The organism is Pusillimonas sp., from assembly GCF_029263785.1.
Taxonomy (GTDB): domain Bacteria; phylum Pseudomonadota; class Gammaproteobacteria; order Burkholderiales; family Burkholderiaceae_B; genus Pusillimonas.
The window spans coordinates 33,168-50,269 of the sequence record NZ_JAJUFE010000014.1 but is presented as its reverse complement, the minus strand read 5'-3'; the positions used below and the strand labels follow the sequence as shown (position 1 = coordinate 50,269).

Genomic DNA, 17,102 nt, shown 5'->3' with positions numbered 1-17,102 from the left:
TAGTAGCTGATGTAGCACGTCAGGCCTGCTTATAAATTATCAAGACTGTCGAACCGGTTCAGGTAGAAAAACTCGGCCTTGAACGCGTGAAAGATTTTCGTTCTCCTCGCGAAGCCAGGAAAATCTGGACACTGCATCGTGGTACCGCCCCAACCACCCATCAAAATCCTAAAACCTTGGGCGATATAAAGAGTCGATTCGAGACTCATTTTTGCGAATGTTGAATATGTATGTGTTCATGGCGCCAATCGAATCAGCACTTACTATCATTCTGGAGCAATAAAAGAGGCGCGATTCTCACGCGCCCCTTTCCTACCCTTATAGTGCCACCGTGCGTTAGCGCCCTCTGTCCTCTTCAAACGATGGGCGCGCCCAAGCGACATCGACGAATGCGCCTACACACATGAGTATGGCAAACCACCAGCCATCACCCGTGATGCCCAAAATAACACCGAAGACAATCAATAAAAACCACGTCATGCAATACCCTCCTGTCAAAAGTCTTCGGGGCGAAGGTTGTATTTTGGCTCCAGCACTATCGGCGCGGGCTCTTTGACCTCTTTGGGCGCTACGTAGGCACCCCCGCTACCTCTGACGCGAAACGTCGGGTCGGGTGCGAGGTATGGCGCAGGCTTGCGGGCTTCACGTTCCATCCTCGACAGGATTCGATTGTTCTGCTTCACAATGGCACACTTAGCACTACTGCCCGTGCATAAGTAACGTCCACCGCCCACGTAACGGGTTCCGTCAGCGTGGGCGCTTGCTGCCATCGCCAGCAGCGCTACAGTTGCGAGGATTCAGATCATTACTCGGCCTCCACACATAGGGTCAGTATGCGCTGCCTTGATGCAGGCGGCGCACGGCCAACCAGATGAAGCCGTCGCACACCAAGACCTCAGCCGTGTCGCACTGAAACAGTCGCCGGGGTGTCGGAAGGTGTAACCATCCTGGTACTCTGGGCGGGCGCGACCGGACTAAATGCAGGCGTGAATCATCTGTGTTTTGAACGCCTTGCTGTGCTGGCGCCGCTTGCGCCGCCGGGCTGAAAAAATGAATCCCCACGGACGCAAGAATGCAACGCACACTGTGTCAACGGCAATTGAATTTTGACCCCCTGGGGGTCATTTTTACAGTGCCGACGACAACTGCAATAACGGAAGCGCGGGGGAAACGTCGCGAGCACCAGCCAAACAAAGGAAAAAGCCCTTGAAAATCAAGGGCTTTTTAAGAATGTGGCGGCAGAGGGTCGTTCATACTGTTGCTTAAAAGCCTCACTAGCAAACGATCTACGAAAATACTAAATCGCTTGTACCCCCAAATGTACCCCCAGACCTATAGCGCTGGGGGCGTTTGGATTGAGATGCTACATCGATAAGCCCAACCCACATTACACATAGCGACAGTCCCACTGGTGAACGCAGTGAGCTCACAAACGATTAGTTGCTCACAATCGGCCCGTTTTGATAAGAAACGTTTTTTGCCTTCATTGCGTTAACAGCAAAAGGTCTTGTCATTAAGTTTAAGGTGAATTTGAAAGACAACAAGCGTTGCAGTGAATACGTGATACGCAAGCCTATTTGTGAATCAAATTAATAGAATTATTGAAAACAAACTAGTTTGACACTAAAATTGACGACCTTTTTCATTACAAATTTAGCGGGAAAGACATGCAGGCTCCGGGCTCTGGACTTAATATCGACAACGCTGTGGACTATCACTACGATCAGTTCCCTCCGAAGAGCATTGACTACTCATCCTTGGTCGTTCAGCTAGTAAGCGCCACGGATGCCCTAGCTCGCTACGATCAAATGCTAAAGAACATGCACAATAGCGAGATTCTGTTAGCTCCACTCAGAAACCAAGAAGCGGTGATCTCTTCTAGGATGGAAGGTACGGTAAGTACGATGGATGAAATCCTGAAATATGAAGCTGATTTCGAATCAGAAGGGATAAAGGCGCCTAGTGCTAGGTCAGAAATTATCGAAACATTTCTATACCAACGCGCTCTGAAAGGCTCCCAGCAAGCAATTGAGTCGGGGCAGCCCCTTAGTCAACAGTTGATCAGAACCGCCCATCAAACACTATTGTCGTGGGGCCGGGGCGCAGCCAAATCTCCGGGTCAATTCAAGACAGAGCAAAACTACCTTGCTGATCGACAGAAAAAAAACATTCTGTTTGTTCCGATCAGTCCCGACCGGCTGCAAGACGGTATGGATTTACTGTTCAACTATATTGAGAACAGCAAGGATGTGCCGCTTATAAAGGCGGCTTTATCGCATGTCGAGTTTGAAGCCCTCCACCCTTTCAAGGACGGGAATGGCCGTATAGGACGCATGATTATCACTTTGCTTTTGTGGCGCTCTGGCGTAATCTCTGCTCCTCATTTCTATATTAGCGGCTTCATGGAAGAACATAAGGATGAGTACATAGATCGAATGCGGGATGTATCAAAGAGTGGGGACTGGACCGGCTGGTGCGCGTTCTTCCTTGAGGCCGTTGAGAAGCAGGCCTACAGAAACCTCGAGATATCCGAGAATATACGGAACCTCTACGAAACCATGAAACAAGAGTTCAGCGAATCTCTTGCCTCGAAGTGGAGCGTCAACGCCTTGGATTTCGTTTTCACAAACCCGGTATTCCGAAACAGTCGATTCACTCGAACAAGTGGTATACCTTCTGCTACTGCTTCACGATTTACTCGAGTATTGGTAGAGAAAGGGCTTCTCAGAGTAATGGAGGAGCCAGCTGGTCGCCGACCAGCCCTGTATGCATTTGAACCCCTGCTGAAACTGGTTCGTGTATAGATACCCCCACCCCAAACCGTACAGTCTATTAAGCGATAACCCCTGCCCCAAAACGTACAGAGGCAAAGCTGAATCACCCGCGACCATGATATTTGATAACAGCCGAGTACGCCGGCTCGCCTACGCGATTTCAAGCTTTCTCAGGTTCTGTGCACTAGCTTTCACTAACAGCTACATCCGCTGCCCATTTCCCGCAATCGCCATTAATGCCGTCAGGGCGCTGTCTTGGCTTTGCTCTTTGCGGACGTCCATGGGGTCAGTGCAGGCCGCCAGTTTATAGGGCTTTTCCTTGGGTACAGCCTACTTGCCTTGGATGTTGGTCAGGGCCATAGTGGGGGTACTTTTTCAGGGGGTACAAGACATACCCCCAAATGTACCCCTAGAGGGGGGTATATGGCTATAGCCTGTTATGGACTATCGTAGACAACAAAAAACCCGCAGAGCGTTTAACTGTGCGGGCTTCGCAGACTTCTGTGTACTGCTGTAGATGAATTCTTGGCGGACAGAGGGGGATTCGAACCCCCGATACGCTATTCACGTATACACGCTTTCCAGGCGTGCGCCTTCAACCACTCGGCCACCTGTCCTGATCGATCACAAACTCAAGGTTGCAATCACGCATTGGCCTGAAATTGCCAAAGCGAAGTCCGCCATTCTAACAGAAATAGGCCAGCCCTGCCTTATTGGGCCTTGCCCGCCAGCGAGACCATCCTCTCGACATAGCGGGCAATCGTATCGACCTCCAGATTCACCGAGGCACCGGCCCGCAGATGTTTGAGCGTCGTAACCTGCACGGTATGCGGGATCAGGTTGATGCGGATGCGGCAGCCTTGATCGTGATCTTCCACCTGGTTCACTGTCAGGCTCACGCCATTGACTGTGATCGACCCTTTGTACGCCAGATACTTGGCCAGGTGGGCAGGGACGTCGATGCGCAGATCCCACGACTCTCCGATCGGCTCGAACGATGCCACTGTGCCCAGGCCATCGATATGGCCGGACACCAGATGGCCGTCAAGGGAGTCACCCATGCGCAGCGCATGTTCCAGGTTGACCTCACCTGGAGCGTCAAGGCCGGCGGTCAGGCTCAGGCTCTCGCGGGAGACGTCCACACTGAATTGGTCGTCAGACAACTCAACAACCGTCATGCAGGCGCCCTGGATGGCGATGGAGTCACCCAGCTTGGTGGTCGGACGCAGAAAACCAGGAGCGCGGATGGTAAGCCTCACGCCGGCGTCCTGCCCGCCGTCGGCCAGTGGCTTGACGTCGGTAATCGTGCCGATTGCGGCGACTATTCCTGTGAACATGGAGCCATTCCTTTCTAAACCAATTGATATCTATTCAAAGACAGACGGCGCGGAAACGGCAGCCAGCAGCTCACGCCAGGCTTGATGGCGTCGTGCCAGCAAACGAATATCGGCGCCTACACCTACCGCGTCGTGAAACTCGAACCGAAGCCCCTGCTCCAGACTCTTCAGGACCGGCAGCTCGGCGATGGGCCGCCCCGCTCCCAACAGGGTGGGCGCCACATACGCCAGCAACTGGTCGACGCAGCCCGCCTGCAATAGCGCACCGCTAAGCACAGACCCCGCTTCGACATGCACCTCGTTGATATCGTGCTCGCCCAGCCATCTCATGACGGACGGCAGATGCACCCGATCGTTGTCCAGCGGCATCTTGATTACCTGCACGTTGCGATCAGCCAATCGCTGCGCCTTGACGGGGTCTTCGCTGGCAGTAAAAACCCAGACAGGCGAGCCATCAAACAGGCGGGCTTTCTCGGGAATCTGCAAGCCCGTATCAATGACAGCGCGAACCGGTTGACGCGGCGTCGACACTTCGCGAACGTTCAAAAGAGGGTCATCCGCCAGAACGGTACCGGCTCCGGTCAGAACCACGCAGCTGCGTGCGCGCCAGTGATGACCGTCCGCGCGCGCGGCCGGTCCGGTAATCCATTGCGATTCGCCATTGCTCAAGGCCGTTCGCCCATCCAGAGAAGCTGCAGTCTTTAGCCAGACCCAGGGCGTGCCGCGAGTCATGCGGGCGACGAAACCCGGGTTGATTTCAAGTGCCTCGTCAACACAGATGGGCCCGCTTACCTCAATACCCGCCGCCCTCAACTTGGCGATGCCGCGACCGGAGACCAGGGGATTCGGGTCGGCCATCGCGATGACGACGCGGCGGGGTCGCGCTTCGATGAGGGCGTCCACGCAAGGTGGCGTGCGTCCGTAATGGCTGCAAGGCTCAAGAGTTACATACAGGGTGGTACCTTGAACTGAAAAGCCTCGTTCAGCAGCCTGTTTCAGGGCCATGACTTCGGCGTGTGCACCCCCTGCTTCTTGCGTTACACCCGAGGCCAGCAACTTGCCATCGCGAACGATAAGGCAGGCGACGCGCGGGTTGGGCGTTGTAAGGTACAGAGATTCGCGACTCAGCTCTATGGCCTGTCGCATCCAGTCGACGTCCGAATCGAAAGCGCCGTCCGCAGGCACATGCGAAGAGTCATTCATGGGAGTTGGCGTCAGGCATCGCTCTTGACGCGTTTGGACGGCACCTTGATCTCGTCGATTGCGCGGATGAATTCACCGATGTTCTCAAAGCTTTTGTATACCGATGCAAAGCGCACATAAGCCACATGGTCGAGGCGCTTGAGTTCGTCCATGACCAATTCCCCCAGGTTGCCGGAACTGATCTCGCGCTTGCCGCTGGTAAGCAGACGTTCTTCTATTCGGGCCACTGCGGCATCGACCTCTTCGGTGCCGACGGGTCGCTTTCGCAAGGCCAGATTGAGGCTGCCGCGCAGTTTCGCCGGATCGTACTCGACGCGTGTGCCATTTCTTTTTACCACGGCGGGCATCATCAACTCGACGCGCTCGTAGGTGGTAAAACGCCGGTCGCAGGCCGTACAGCGCCGACGCCGGCGAATGGTGTCGCCCTCTTCGGAAACCCGCGAGTCGATAACCTGGGTGTCGAAACTGCTACAGAAAGGACATTTCATGGCAGCCTGTGCCCGGGCACGGCCCGGGCGTTGGGGTGTTAGCCGTATACCGGCAGACGTGATGTGAGCTCGTTGACACGGGCTCGCACGTCTGCGATGGCGGTTTCACTATCTGGATTATCGAGGACGTCGGCGATCAGGTGAGCAGTAAGCTCGGCTTCGCCTTCCTTGAAACCGCGTGTGGTCATGGCAGGGGTACCCAGACGGATACCGCTGGTGACGAACGGCTTCTCGGGATCGTTCGGGATGGCGTTTTTGTTGACCGTGATATGAGCCCGGCCCAGTGCTTCTTCGGCAGCCTTGCCGGTGATTCCCTTGGGACGCAGGTCGACCAGCATCACGTGACTTTCGGTCCGACCCGATACGATCCGCAGCCCGCGCTCGACCAAAGTGCGCGCCAGCACGTCGGCGTTCTTCACTACCTGTGCTGCATAGGTTTTGAATTCTGGCTGAAGTGCTTCTTTGAACGCTACGGCCTTGGCAGCAATGACATGCATCAGGGGGCCGCCCTGGATTCCAGGGAAGATCGCCGAATTGATGATCTTTTCGTGCTCAGCCTTCATCATGATGACGCCGCCGCGCGGCCCACGCAGCGATTTGTGGGTAGTACTGGTGACGAAGTCGGCGTGAGGAACAGGGTTGGGATACACACCGCCGGCAACCAGCCCGGCATAATGGGCGATATCCACCATGAAAAGCGCGCCGTTGTCGTGAGCGATGCGCGCCATGCGCTCAAAATCTATGCGCAGCGAATACGCGGACGCCCCACCTACCAACAGCTTGGGCTTGTGCTGCTTGGTCAGGGCTTCGAGCGCGTCGTAATCGATTTCTTCGTTGGCATCAAGACCATACGACAAAAAGTTGTACAACTTGCCGGACGCGTTGACGGGCGAGCCGTGCGTAAGGTGCCCACCTTCGGCCAGGCTCATGCCCAAGACCGTATCACCCGGCTTTAGCACGGCCATATACACACCCTGGTTGGCCTGCGAACCGGAATTGGGCTGCACGTTTGCAGCTTCGGCGCCAAACAATTGCTTGAGGCGATCAATGGCCAGCTGTTCGACGACATCGACGTGTTCGCAACCGCCGTAATACCGCTTGCCGGGGTAGCCCTCGGCGTACTTGTTGGTTAGTTGCGTGCCCTGAGCCTGCATTACCGCAGGGCTGGTGTAGTTTTCAGAGGCAATCAATTCGATGTGTTGCTCTTGACGGACGTTTTCCTTCTGGATCGCCGCCCACAGATCGGGGTCGACTTGGTCAAGAGTGCGAGAGCGGTCAAACATGAGGCTTCCTAGATTGGTATGGCTTGGTGGCTGCTGCCGAAGAAGAACGCCATTTTAGCGCGAATGCAAGACGAACCCATCCAATAAGGCCGTTTGAGCGCAAGAAATGAGGTTTTTGGCGCCCGCCTAAACGCGGGCGCCAATCCGGCTCAAGGCAATATGAGCCAAGCTCATTTAGAGCCTGGGCAGTATCAATCGGCGCTGGGCAGAAGGCGAGGGTTAAGGGTATACAGGCCGGTCATGCTGCACTGAGCCAGGATATGCCCCTTGATGGCCGCCAGTACGTCTTGGCCGGTAAACGCACCGTCGACGGGCACACTGGCTATATCCAGGGCATATAGCGTGAATATATAGCGATGAACGATTGAATCGTTCCACGGCGGGCACGGGCCGTCGTAACCGAAATACTCGCCGTTCATATCACGGTCGTTGGCAAACCAGCCGGTGTAATCGTTAATGCCCTGGCGAGTATTGTTCGGAGCCAGTGGACCGCCTTTTCCACGAGGCGTTATTCCGCTGGAATAAGCCCCTTCGGCGATCTCGCGAACATCGGGTGCAATATCGACCAGCACCCAATGGAAGAAATCAACGCGCGGCAGATCAGCCGGCACTTCACGCCCTTCCTGATTAACGTCATCGGGCTTGCTCGGCACGTCGGGGTCGTGGCAGATGAGGGCAAACGACCGCACGCCGGGCGGGACGTCAGACCAGGCAAAGTGGGGATTGGCGTTGCCCGCCAAAGCCACGTGCGCCGGTCCGTCAACCTTGCCAAAGGCATTCCGCTCTGACATAAACAGTTGATCGACGAATGAAGTGCTTGTGAGCTTCATGGGGACTCCTTGCTTGACTGACAACTATCCGTTTAGTGTAACGCGGGCAAACTTGCGTTTCCCTACCTGAATGACGTAGGTGCCGGCGGGAAGCTGCAGCGACTTGTCTTCGATGCGGGTGCCGTCAACCCGCACCCCGCCCTGCTCTACGTTGCGCTGCGCCTCGGCACCCGAGGCTGCGAGTCCGGACTCGCGAAGAACCTTGAGTATGCCCAGCGGTGCCGTGCCTATTTGCACCTCGGGCATGTCATCGGGAATGGCACCGTCCCGGAAACGCGCTTCGAACGTGGCCAGAGCCTGCTCGGCCGCCTGTCTGGAATGAAAGCGTTCGACAATCTCCTGAGCCAGCATCACCTTCATGTTGCGAGGGTTTGCGCCATCGGCAACCTGCTGCTCGAGCTGGGCGATCTCTTCGAGCGATCGGAACGACAGCAGCTCGAAGTAGCGCCACATCAAGGTATCGGAAATCGACATGAGTTTGCCGAACATGGAATCGGGAGATTCGGTGATACCAATATAGTTGCCCTTGGATTTGGACATCTTGTCGACGCCATCGGTACCTTCGAGCAGTGGCATCGTCAAGATGCACTGCGGCTCTTGCCCATACTCTTTCTGCAGTTCGCGACCCACCAGCAGGTTGAATTTCTGATCGGTGCCACCCAGTTCAAGGTCGGACTCAAGAGCCACCGAATCGTAGCCCTGCATAAGGGGGTACAAGAACTCGTGCACCGAGATGGGAATGCCGCCCTTGAAACGGCGAGTGAAATCCTCGCGTTCCATCATGCGTGCCACGGTGTACCGCGAGGCCAGTTGAATAATGCCCCGCGCGCCCAGCTTGTCGCACCACTCTGAGTTGTAGCGGATTTCGGTTCGCTCCGGATCCAGCACCAGGCTGGCCTGCGCGTAATAGGTCTTGGCGTTTTCCTGAATCTGCTCGGCCGTCAGCGGCGGACGCGTGGCGTTACGGCCGCTGGGGTCGCCGATCATTGAAGTGAAGTCTCCAATAAGGAAAATGACGGTATGCCCAAGATCCTGGAGCTGGCGCATTTTATTGAGCACCACCGTATGCCCCAGGTGAATATCGGGTGCAGTGGGATCAAGGCCCAGTTTGATACGCAATGGCTGGCCGCTCTGATGGCTGCGTGCAAGCTTTTGGGCGAATTCCGACTCGACCAATAGTTCGTCACACCCCCTGGTGACAATACGCAGGTCGGCTTCAACTTGGGGTGTAATGGGCAGGGGCGAGGACGACATATGATTCAGGATGAAAAAAAATCAAAAAAAACTCGAAAAAATCAAGCGAATGCGCTAGCATAGCGCGTTAAGTGCAGGCCCCGTCGTAGCTTTAGCGCAACACGGGGCAATATCTTAACCGCCCAGCGCAACACAATACCACGACCAGGCCTTAGCTTTATGTCCATTAAAGGGAACTCTGCCAATCCCTCAATGGCCGGCAAAAACCTTGCCCGCCGCTCTACCCATCACCACTACATCAGCGGGGGCCTCGCCACCATCGCACTTGGCCTGTTTGTCGCCGCTGCAGCACTGGCTGTTGTCAAACCCTCAAGCCACATCGACCCTCCCGCATTTACTCAAACCCGCACCACCCTTCCGCTGCCGGCACCGTTTCCAGAAGCCTCCCTCAAGTACAGCTCTCCATTCATAGACGAAACCCGCATCAGGCCAGGCGATACTGTTTCGGCCCTGCTCCAGCGGCTCGATGTTGATGAAGAGGGCTTGCTCTCGTTTCTGACGCACGACAAATCGGCGCGGTCGATCTACAAGCTATATCCGGGCCGGGTGGTACAGGCGGCATTGAACGAAGAAGGCCAGCTCGTCTGGCTGCGCTATTACCATACGCCCGCAGCAACTCAAGACGGCACGTCCATGTCGCGCTGGCTCGAAGTGCGCCCCGATGGCAACGGCGGATTCCAGGCCTCTGAAGAGGCTGAACAGGCGCAGACCCATGTGCGGGTCGCCGAAGGCGAGATCACATCTTCGTTGTTTGGCGCCACCGACGCTGCCGGCATCCCGGATGCCATTACCTTGCAGATGGCCGAGATCCTGGGAAGCAAAATCGACTTCATGCGTGATCTGCGTCAAGGCGACCGCTTCCGCATTATTTATGAAGCGCATCATGCACAAGGTCGCGATGTGGGCTCGGGCCGCATCCTTGCCTTGCAGTTCGTCAATGGCAACAAGACACACGACGCGGTGTGGTTCAAGCCCAGCGACGGCAGTGGCGGCTACTACGACTTCGAAGGCCAAAGTATGCGCGGTGCCTTCCTGCGCTCAGCCCTGAAATTCTCGCGGGTCAGCTCGACATTCGGAAAACGCAGGCACCCCATTCACGGCACCTATCGCAATCACAATGGTGTCGACTACGCCGCCCCCACCGGAACGCCCATTCATGCCACCGCCGACGGCACCGTGGCTTTTATCGGGACCCAGCGTGGCTATGGCAAGACCATCATCCTGCAGCATCATGGCAAGTATTCCACCTTGTACGCTCATCAAAGCCGCTTTGCCAAGGGCCTCAAAAAAGGCAGCAAGGTCGAGCAAGGGCAACTGATCGGCTACGTGGGGTCCACGGGCTGGGCGACAGGCCCTCATCTGCACTACGAGTTCCGTATCGGTAATCGCCACGTCGATCCATTGTCTGTCGACCTGCCCGTCGCGCGCAGTCTTGAAGGCAAAGACCGCCAGGCATTCCAGGCTGTGGTCGCCGAGCACAAGCAGCAGATCGCAATGCTGGCCGCACTTCAAGAAGGTCATGTTCAACTGGCCAGCCGGTAGGCCGCGGCCCGTCACCTGAATGGCTTCGTTTTCATCGAGCCCGCTTTATATCGGGCTCATGTCCGGCACCAGCACCGACGGCGTAGACGCGGTGCTGGCCGCATTCCCCCAGTCTGCTTCGCCACAACTGGTCGCCCAAACCTCACTTCCGATGCCGCCTGCACTGCGCACGGAGTTTCTTTCGCTCAATAGCGCCGGCGACAACGAGCTGGCACGAGCCGCTCGCGCCGGCAACGAATTGGCGCATTTATATGCACAGGCGTGTCGGCTGCTGTTGGCCAAGTCGGGCATATCGGCCTCAGAAGTTCGCGCAATTGGCGCACATGGGCAGACCGTCCGCCATGACCCACAGACCGGCTACACCATACAGATCAATGCGCCGGCGCTGCTGGCAGAGCTTACTGAAATCGATGTTGTCGCAGACTTCCGCGCACGCGATGTCGCTGCAGGTGGCCAAGGGGCGCCCCTGGTACCTGCCTTTCATCAGGCGGTGTTTTCCACCCACTATCCGCGCGCAATCCTTAATCTTGGAGGAATTGCGAATGTCACTATCCTGGAGCCAGACCGTGAGCCGCGCGGCTTCGATACCGGGCCTGCTAACGTCCTGCTCGACCTCTGGTGCCATGAACAAACCGGCGCCCTGTTTGATGCCGACGGTGCATGGGCAGCATCGGGCCGATCAGACCCGGCCTTGTTAAGTGCCCTTCTTGATGACGAACCGTGGTTTGCGGTTGCGCCTCCCAAATCTACCGGCCGTGATCTCTTCAACCGTCACTGGTTGATGAATCGATTGGCTCGTTTCCAGGGCACCGGCCTGACCGCAGCGGATATTCAGGCAACCTTGCAAAGCCTTACTGCAGCAAGCGTGCAACAGGCTCTGACCCGGTACGCACCAAACATTGAAGATGTCTTGGTCTGCGGCGGAGGCGCGCTGAATGGCGGCCTGGTAAAGGAACTGGAGCTACGCCTTGGCTTGCCGGTACGCCCTACCAGTGATGTCAACATTCCGGTACAAAGCGTTGAAGCGTTTGCCTTCGCATGGCTGGCCTGGGCGCATATCGAGCGCAAACCGGCAGGCCTGCCCAGCGTGACCGGTGCGCGCCACACCACAATACTGGGAGCCTGTTACCCGGCGTAAATTGCCGCGCATTGCCAAAACAAATTCGCCCCTGAAAAGGGGCGAATTTGTTAATACGAAGCTTGAATGAAATCAGGCAGTAAACGACGACCCGCAGCCGCAGGTAGATGTGGCATTGGGGTTGCGAATGACAAACTGCGCACCTTCGAGATCGTCTTTGTAATCGATTTCGGCACCAAAGAGGTACTGAAAGCTCATGGGATCGATCAAGAGCTGAACACCTTCTTTGTCGATGGTGGTGTCGTCCTCGTTGATGGTTTCATCAAAGGTGAAGCCATACTGGAAACCCGAACAACCACCCCCTTGAACAAACACACGCAGTTTGAGGTCGGGGTTGCCCTCTTCGAGAAGCAGCTCTTTGACCTTGGAAGCGGCGGCATCGGTAAATACGAGCGCCGGCGGGGGAGCCTGCAGATCGACGGATTCGGTAAGCGTGGACATGGATGGTACTCCTGCAACCATAAGGTGCAATAAAGATGAGTCTGATGACTATATTGTAAGGGCTAATCGCCGGGAGGCAAGCTGACGCTGCGCGAAACCCGCATTGTCTTGCCCTCGAGTACATTAAGTGTAACGGTGAGCGGCTGGAAGTTCTCGGGCAATGCCAGCAACCCCTCACTACGCTGAAACTGTTCAAACTGCAGCGCCAACGGTCCTTGATCCGAGGGTTCGCCGTCAGAACTGGACACCTCTTGGGAACCGCTTTCGCTTTGAGCTGCTGCGGTAGCCGGCTGAAGGGTCAGCTCAACCGGCTCGTCACCCAGCTTTCCTTTGGCGACAAATTGCAACTGACCCGTAAATGGCTCCTGACCGGGCGCATTGCGCATAAGCAGCACCTTATAGGCCAAGGTAGGGCCCATTGCCTGGAAATCAAGAGCACGAATACTGATCGCGCCACTTGGCCCTGGTGGCAAAAGTCGATCAAAAAACGCGAGCTGGTCTCGCGCGCGACCTAATTCTTCCTGGGTGGCCTGCAAGGTCGCCTCCAGACTCTTACGCGTGCTTTGTTCTACCAGCAGTTGCCCTTCCAGAGCATCAAGCTTGGACTTCAAAACCTGATAATCGTAACGGTTCTGCGACGTGACCACGTCGAACTGGGTCTTGAGCTGCTGCAACTTGCGCGCGGCCGATTCTTCGCCGAGGGTACTTGCAAGCCAATAACCAGCTGCTCCGCCCAGCAGAAGCGCCACTGGCAGCCAAAACCAAAGCCAGCCGCCATGGTGGCGGCTGGGCGTGGTATCTGGTCTGGAGGATGATTCGCTCATCTACAAACAGACCACGCCGACGCCGCAAAGTTCAAGCGCAGGCTCAGCCGCCTGATTCCTGCATCAGCAGGCTCAAGGCAATACGGCAATGGCGTCCAGACCTGCATCTTCGGGCAAACCGAACATGAGATTCATGTTTTGCACGGCCTGACCCGATGCCCCTTTGACCAGGTTATCTTGCACCACCAGCACCACCAGTTGATCCCCATTGTCTGGGCGATGAACAGCAATACGAAGCTGGTTGGATGCACGCACCGAACGCGTTTCTGGCAGACTGCCAGCGGGCATCACATCGACAAAGGCTTCGTTGGCGTAGCGCTCTTCAAAAAGCGCCTGGAAGTCGGTGTTCATGGCTTCGGGCAGGATCCGGGTGTAAAGCGTGGAGAACATGCCCCGTATCATCGGCACCAGATGCGGGACGAAGGTAAGGCCCACGCGCCGGCCCGCGATCCGGTTGAGTTGCTCGGATATTTCCGGGTGATGACGATGCCCGGCTACTCCGTACGCCTTGAAGTTGTCGCCTGCCTCGGAGTACAAGGTACCCACCGACGCGGTGCGTCCGGCTCCGGAAACACCCGACTTCGAGTCGGCAATGATGTGTTCCACATCTATCAGCTTGCGGTCGCCTTCAAGCAAGGGAAGCAAGCCCAGAATGACGGTGGTGGGGTAGCAGCCCGGATTGCCAACCACCTTGGCATTGGCAATCTGCTGGCGATTAAGTTCTACCAGACCATAAACCGATTCGGCCAGAATATCCGGGCAGGAATGGGGCATCTTGTACCACTTCTCGAAAACAGTAGTGTCTTGCAGGCGGAAGTCGGCAGCAAGATCGATGACCCGAACCCCTTTTTCAGTGAGCTCTTTGGCTTGACTCATGGCAACACCATGCGGGGTGGCAAAAAACACCACGTCGCATTCGTCGAGCCTGGCTGTATCGGGAGTCTGAAACTTGAGGTCTACCCTGCCTCGCAAGCTGGGATACATATCGGCAACGGGCAAGCCGTCTTCTTTACGTGATGTGATCGCCTGAAGCTGAACATTGGGATGCTGAGCAAGCAGGCGCAACAACTCGACGCCCGTGTAACCCGTGCCACCCACTATTCCTGCCTTGATCTGTTTGCCTGCTGACATGACTGTTCCAAAAAAACCGTTGCCTAAACCTAAATTATGCTACAAGCGCGCCGGTGCTGTGGAAAACGGGATAAATCGGCCACATGCCTTCGCTGCAGTCACCCGGCAATTCAACAGCGAGCCAAAACACAAAGGCCCCGGCAGAAGCCGAGGCCTTTGTAAGCGTAACCGCAAGCAAGATACCTTGAAGTGTCTTGCCCTGTCGTAGGCAATTAGCGCTTGCTGAACTGCTTGCGACGACGCGCCTTGTGGAAACCGACTTTCTTACGCTCGACTTCACGCGCATCGCGGGTAACCAGACCCGCCTGCTTGAGCGAAGGCTTGAGCGTTTCGTCGTAGTCGATCAAAGCGCGGGTAATGCCGTGACGCACTGCGCCGGCCTGACCGCTTTCGCCACCGCCATGCACATTGACATGGAAGTCGAACGACTCGAGATGGCCGGTGAGCACCAGAGGCTGACGCACGATCATGCGGCCGGTTTCACGGGCGAAATACTCGTCGACAGGCTTGCCATTGACGATGATGTTGCCCGAACCTTTTTTCAAGAAGACACGAGCAACCGAAGTTTTGCGGCGGCCGGTGCCATAGTTCCAATTACCGATCATGACCTATCCTTAGATTTCCAGAGGTTGGGGCTGCTGAGCGGAGTGCGGATGCTCGGCGCCGGCATAAACCTTGAGCTTCTTGGCCATGGCGTAACCCAGCGGACCCTTGGGCAGCATGCCCTTGACCGCTTTTTGCAGCGCGCGTCCGGGAAAACGCTGTTGCATTTTCTCGAAGTTGGTCTCGGTGATACCGCCGGGGTAGCCCGAGTGGCGGTAGTAGCGCTTGTCTTGCGCCTTGTTTCCGGTTACGACGATATCCGCTGCGTTGATGACGACGATGTAATCGCCAGTGTCAACGTGAGGCGTGAATTCCGGCTTGTGTTTTCCGCGCAAACGGCGTGCGACTTCGCTGGCCACACGACCCAGGACTTTGCCCTTGGCGTCAATCACGTACCAGTCACGCTTGACTTCATGCGGCTTGGCCACAAAGGTCTTCATGATGGTTCCTAATGATTAAAATGGGGTGCGGCAATAAGGCCGGACCACCCGGCGCATGCCAGCTTCTGTACAAAAATTTCGCAGCCCGTATTACATTTGTGTATTGCACCTGCGCTTTACACCTGCGCTTGGCACTCGTGTTTTACACTTGCGCATTACGCTTGTACTTAACCTCGCGCCGCGCAACCTCGTGCCGTACCTAGTGCTTTACACGTGTACTACACGCTGGACCTTTGCACAAAACCCCTAAATTGACTTGTTTTAGCCGTAAACCCCGCCAAAGCGTTGTGTCTCGCCCGTGCGGGTAACGCGTTTTGTAGCTAAAGCAAGCCAAGCATAATAGCATGATTATGCTTTGATTTCAAAATGCTAGCGTCCATCGCCGTTGCTATTGGCCGGCAATAGACATTTGTTCTATCAGAACCGACCCGGTTGTCTTTGAACCCCGGGTGATGGTGTCAGCGCCAACGGCGACAATCTGTCGCCACATGTCGGCCAGGTTTCCGGCAATGGTGACCTCTTGCACGGCATGTTGAATTTCGCCGTTTTGCACCCAATACCCAAACGCCCCGCGAGAGTAGTCGCCGGTTACGTAGTTGACCCCTTGACCGATAAGCTCCGTGACCAAGAATCCGGTGCCCATCTTCTTGAGCATGGCAGGCAGGTCGTCTGCAGGTTGTGTCCGGCTCGAGGAAAGACGCAGGTTATGCGAACCACCCGCATTACCCGTGGTCTTCATGCCCAGCTTGCGTGCGGTGTACGACGAAAGGAAGTAACCCTGAAGCACACCGGCCGACACCACACTGCGGGCCTGGGTACGCACGCCCTCATCGTCAAACGACGAGCTTCCCATGGCTTCGGGAATGAACGGGTTCTCGGTGACATTCAGGTGGTCGGCCATGACCGGCTTGCCCAGGGAGTCGAGCAGGAAGCTGGCTTTTCGATACAGGGCACCGCCACTTGCCGCCTGAACCAGCGAACCTAGCAGCCCGACTGCCAGGGGCGCTTCGAACAGAACGGGGAAGCGCCCGGTCTTGATGCGTCGGGCAGAAAGACGCGCCAGAGAGCGTTGTGCGGCATAGCGGCCAATCTCGGCCGGGTCGGCCAGACGTCGCGGGTCGCGCTGCGAACTGTACCAATAGTCGCGCTGCATGTTGTTGCCCGACCCCGCAATGGGAGCGATTGAAATGGTATGACGTGAAAACGGAAACCCGCCCAGAAAGCCACGCGTATTACCTAACAGGAAGTGGCCTTCGAATGTACCCACTGACGCCCCATCGGTGTTGGTAACCAGCGGGCTTACCTCACGCGCGGCGTCTTCAACCTGCAAGGCAATCGCGGCAGCGGTTTCGGTATCGATATCCCAGGGATGATGAAGCTGAAGATCGATGATGTCGGTGGCAAGCATGTCGGCATCGGGCAGTCCGGCGGCGGGATCAGCTGCCGTGTAACGCGCAATGTGCCAGGCCGCATCCACGGTTTCCTTCAGGGCTTCATCGGAAAAATCGGACGTAGAGGCGGAGCCGCGTTGATTGCCCGCAAAGACGGTGACATCCAGCGACCTGTCGCGGGTCTGCTCTACCGTTTCGATGTCGTGATTACGTACGGCAACCGACAGCCCCTGGCTTTCGGAAAGCTCGGCGGCGGCATCGGATGCGCCTATGCTTTTGGCATAATCCAGGGCTTTCTGAACCAGCTCCTGAAAGAGTTGCCTGTTTTGTTCGATGGGAAGACGGGAGTTAGGTTGATCGCTCATTGCAGCTCGAGTAGACGTTAGACAGTTATCATATCGCTAAACCGGATTAATTTTTGTC

The 17,102-nt window shown here is 56.3% G+C and carries 17 protein-coding genes and 1 tRNA gene; 3 read left to right on the top strand and 15 right to left on the bottom strand.

Annotated features, from left to right (window positions below; genetic code table 11):
* Positions 1-336 precede the first annotated feature (336 nt).
* Positions 337-480: a hypothetical protein gene (locus Q1J88_RS06020; protein ID WP_301116672.1), complete on the bottom strand. Its 144-nt coding sequence runs from the start codon at positions 478-480 to the stop codon at positions 337-339.
* A gap of 14 nt (positions 481-494) precedes the next feature.
* Positions 495-770: a hypothetical protein gene (locus Q1J88_RS06015; protein ID WP_301116671.1), complete on the bottom strand. Its 276-nt coding sequence runs from the start codon at positions 768-770 to the stop codon at positions 495-497.
* Between the two features lie 897 nt (positions 771-1,667).
* Here Q1J88_RS06015 and Q1J88_RS06010 point away from each other — a divergent pair.
* Positions 1,668-2,804: a Fic/DOC family N-terminal domain-containing protein gene (locus Q1J88_RS06010; protein ID WP_301116670.1), complete on the top strand. Its 1,137-nt coding sequence runs from the start codon at positions 1,668-1,670 to the stop codon at positions 2,802-2,804.
* Positions 2,805-3,300: 496 nt separating this feature from the next.
* Here Q1J88_RS06010 and Q1J88_RS06005 read toward each other — a convergent pair.
* The 7 genes from Q1J88_RS06005 to tyrS form a co-directional block, all read right to left on the bottom strand.
* Positions 3,301-3,391: transfer RNA gene (locus tag Q1J88_RS06005), tRNA-Ser, on the bottom strand.
* Positions 3,392-3,484: 93 nt separating this feature from the next.
* Positions 3,485-4,111, bottom strand: coding sequence for a riboflavin synthase (locus Q1J88_RS06000; protein WP_301116669.1), 627 nt, complete (start codon positions 4,109-4,111; stop codon positions 3,485-3,487).
* Between the two features lie 30 nt (positions 4,112-4,141).
* Positions 4,142-5,314, bottom strand: coding sequence for a bifunctional diaminohydroxyphosphoribosylaminopyrimidine deaminase/5-amino-6-(5-phosphoribosylamino)uracil reductase RibD (gene ribD, locus Q1J88_RS05995; RefSeq protein WP_301116668.1), 1,173 nt, complete (start codon positions 5,312-5,314; stop codon positions 4,142-4,144).
* An 11-nt stretch (positions 5,315-5,325) separates the two neighbouring features.
* Positions 5,326-5,802, bottom strand: coding sequence for a transcriptional regulator NrdR (gene nrdR / locus Q1J88_RS05990; RefSeq protein WP_301116667.1), 477 nt, complete (start codon positions 5,800-5,802; stop codon positions 5,326-5,328).
* Positions 5,803-5,840: 38 nt separating this feature from the next.
* Positions 5,841-7,085, bottom strand: a complete 1,245-nt coding sequence (gene glyA / locus Q1J88_RS05985) for a serine hydroxymethyltransferase (protein ID WP_301116666.1) — start codon at positions 7,083-7,085, stop codon at positions 5,841-5,843.
* A gap of 191 nt (positions 7,086-7,276) precedes the next feature.
* Complete coding sequence (locus tag Q1J88_RS05980; protein WP_301116665.1) at positions 7,277-7,915, bottom strand: YbhB/YbcL family Raf kinase inhibitor-like protein; 639 nt, start codon at positions 7,913-7,915, stop codon at positions 7,277-7,279.
* A 24-nt stretch (positions 7,916-7,939) separates the two neighbouring features.
* Positions 7,940-9,169: a tyrosine--tRNA ligase gene (gene tyrS / locus Q1J88_RS05975; protein WP_301116664.1), complete on the bottom strand. Its 1,230-nt coding sequence runs from the start codon at positions 9,167-9,169 to the stop codon at positions 7,940-7,942.
* A 159-nt stretch (positions 9,170-9,328) separates the two neighbouring features.
* Between tyrS and Q1J88_RS05970 the strand changes: the two genes are divergently transcribed.
* Together Q1J88_RS05970 and Q1J88_RS05965 are read left to right on the top strand one after the other, a co-directional pair.
* On the top strand, positions 9,329-10,711 hold the full coding sequence (locus Q1J88_RS05970; protein WP_301116663.1) for a M23 family metallopeptidase: 1,383 nt from the start codon (positions 9,329-9,331) through the stop codon (positions 10,709-10,711).
* A gap of 19 nt (positions 10,712-10,730) precedes the next feature.
* Positions 10,731-11,849: an anhydro-N-acetylmuramic acid kinase gene (locus Q1J88_RS05965; RefSeq protein WP_301116661.1), complete on the top strand. Its 1,119-nt coding sequence runs from the start codon at positions 10,731-10,733 to the stop codon at positions 11,847-11,849.
* A 72-nt stretch (positions 11,850-11,921) separates the two neighbouring features.
* On the opposite strand, the gene erpA is transcribed toward Q1J88_RS05965, so the two are convergent.
* From erpA to pmbA, 6 genes are all read right to left on the bottom strand, one after another.
* Complete coding sequence (erpA, locus tag Q1J88_RS05960; RefSeq protein WP_301116660.1) at positions 11,922-12,290, bottom strand: iron-sulfur cluster insertion protein ErpA; 369 nt, start codon at positions 12,288-12,290, stop codon at positions 11,922-11,924.
* 62 nt (positions 12,291-12,352) lie between these two features.
* Positions 12,353-13,114: a DUF6776 family protein gene (locus tag Q1J88_RS05955; RefSeq protein ID WP_301116659.1), complete on the bottom strand. Its 762-nt coding sequence runs from the start codon at positions 13,112-13,114 to the stop codon at positions 12,353-12,355.
* Positions 13,115-13,186: 72 nt separating this feature from the next.
* Complete coding sequence (gene argC, locus Q1J88_RS05950; protein ID WP_301116658.1) at positions 13,187-14,245, bottom strand: N-acetyl-gamma-glutamyl-phosphate reductase; 1,059 nt, start codon at positions 14,243-14,245, stop codon at positions 13,187-13,189.
* Positions 14,246-14,457: 212 nt separating this feature from the next.
* The gene (gene rpsI / locus Q1J88_RS05945) at positions 14,458-14,850 is read right to left on the bottom strand and encodes a 30S ribosomal protein S9 (RefSeq protein WP_301116657.1); all 393 of its coding nucleotides are present in this window, start codon (positions 14,848-14,850) and stop codon (positions 14,458-14,460) included.
* A 9-nt stretch (positions 14,851-14,859) separates the two neighbouring features.
* Positions 14,860-15,288 carry a 50S ribosomal protein L13 gene (gene rplM, locus Q1J88_RS05940; protein ID WP_301116656.1) on the bottom strand — a complete coding sequence of 143 codons (429 nt, stop codon included), beginning with the start codon at positions 15,286-15,288 and terminating at the stop codon, positions 14,860-14,862.
* Positions 15,289-15,676: 388 nt separating this feature from the next.
* The gene (gene pmbA / locus Q1J88_RS05935) at positions 15,677-17,044 is read right to left on the bottom strand and encodes a metalloprotease PmbA (RefSeq protein WP_301116655.1); all 1,368 of its coding nucleotides are present in this window, start codon (positions 17,042-17,044) and stop codon (positions 15,677-15,679) included.
* Positions 17,045-17,102 lie beyond the last annotated feature (58 nt).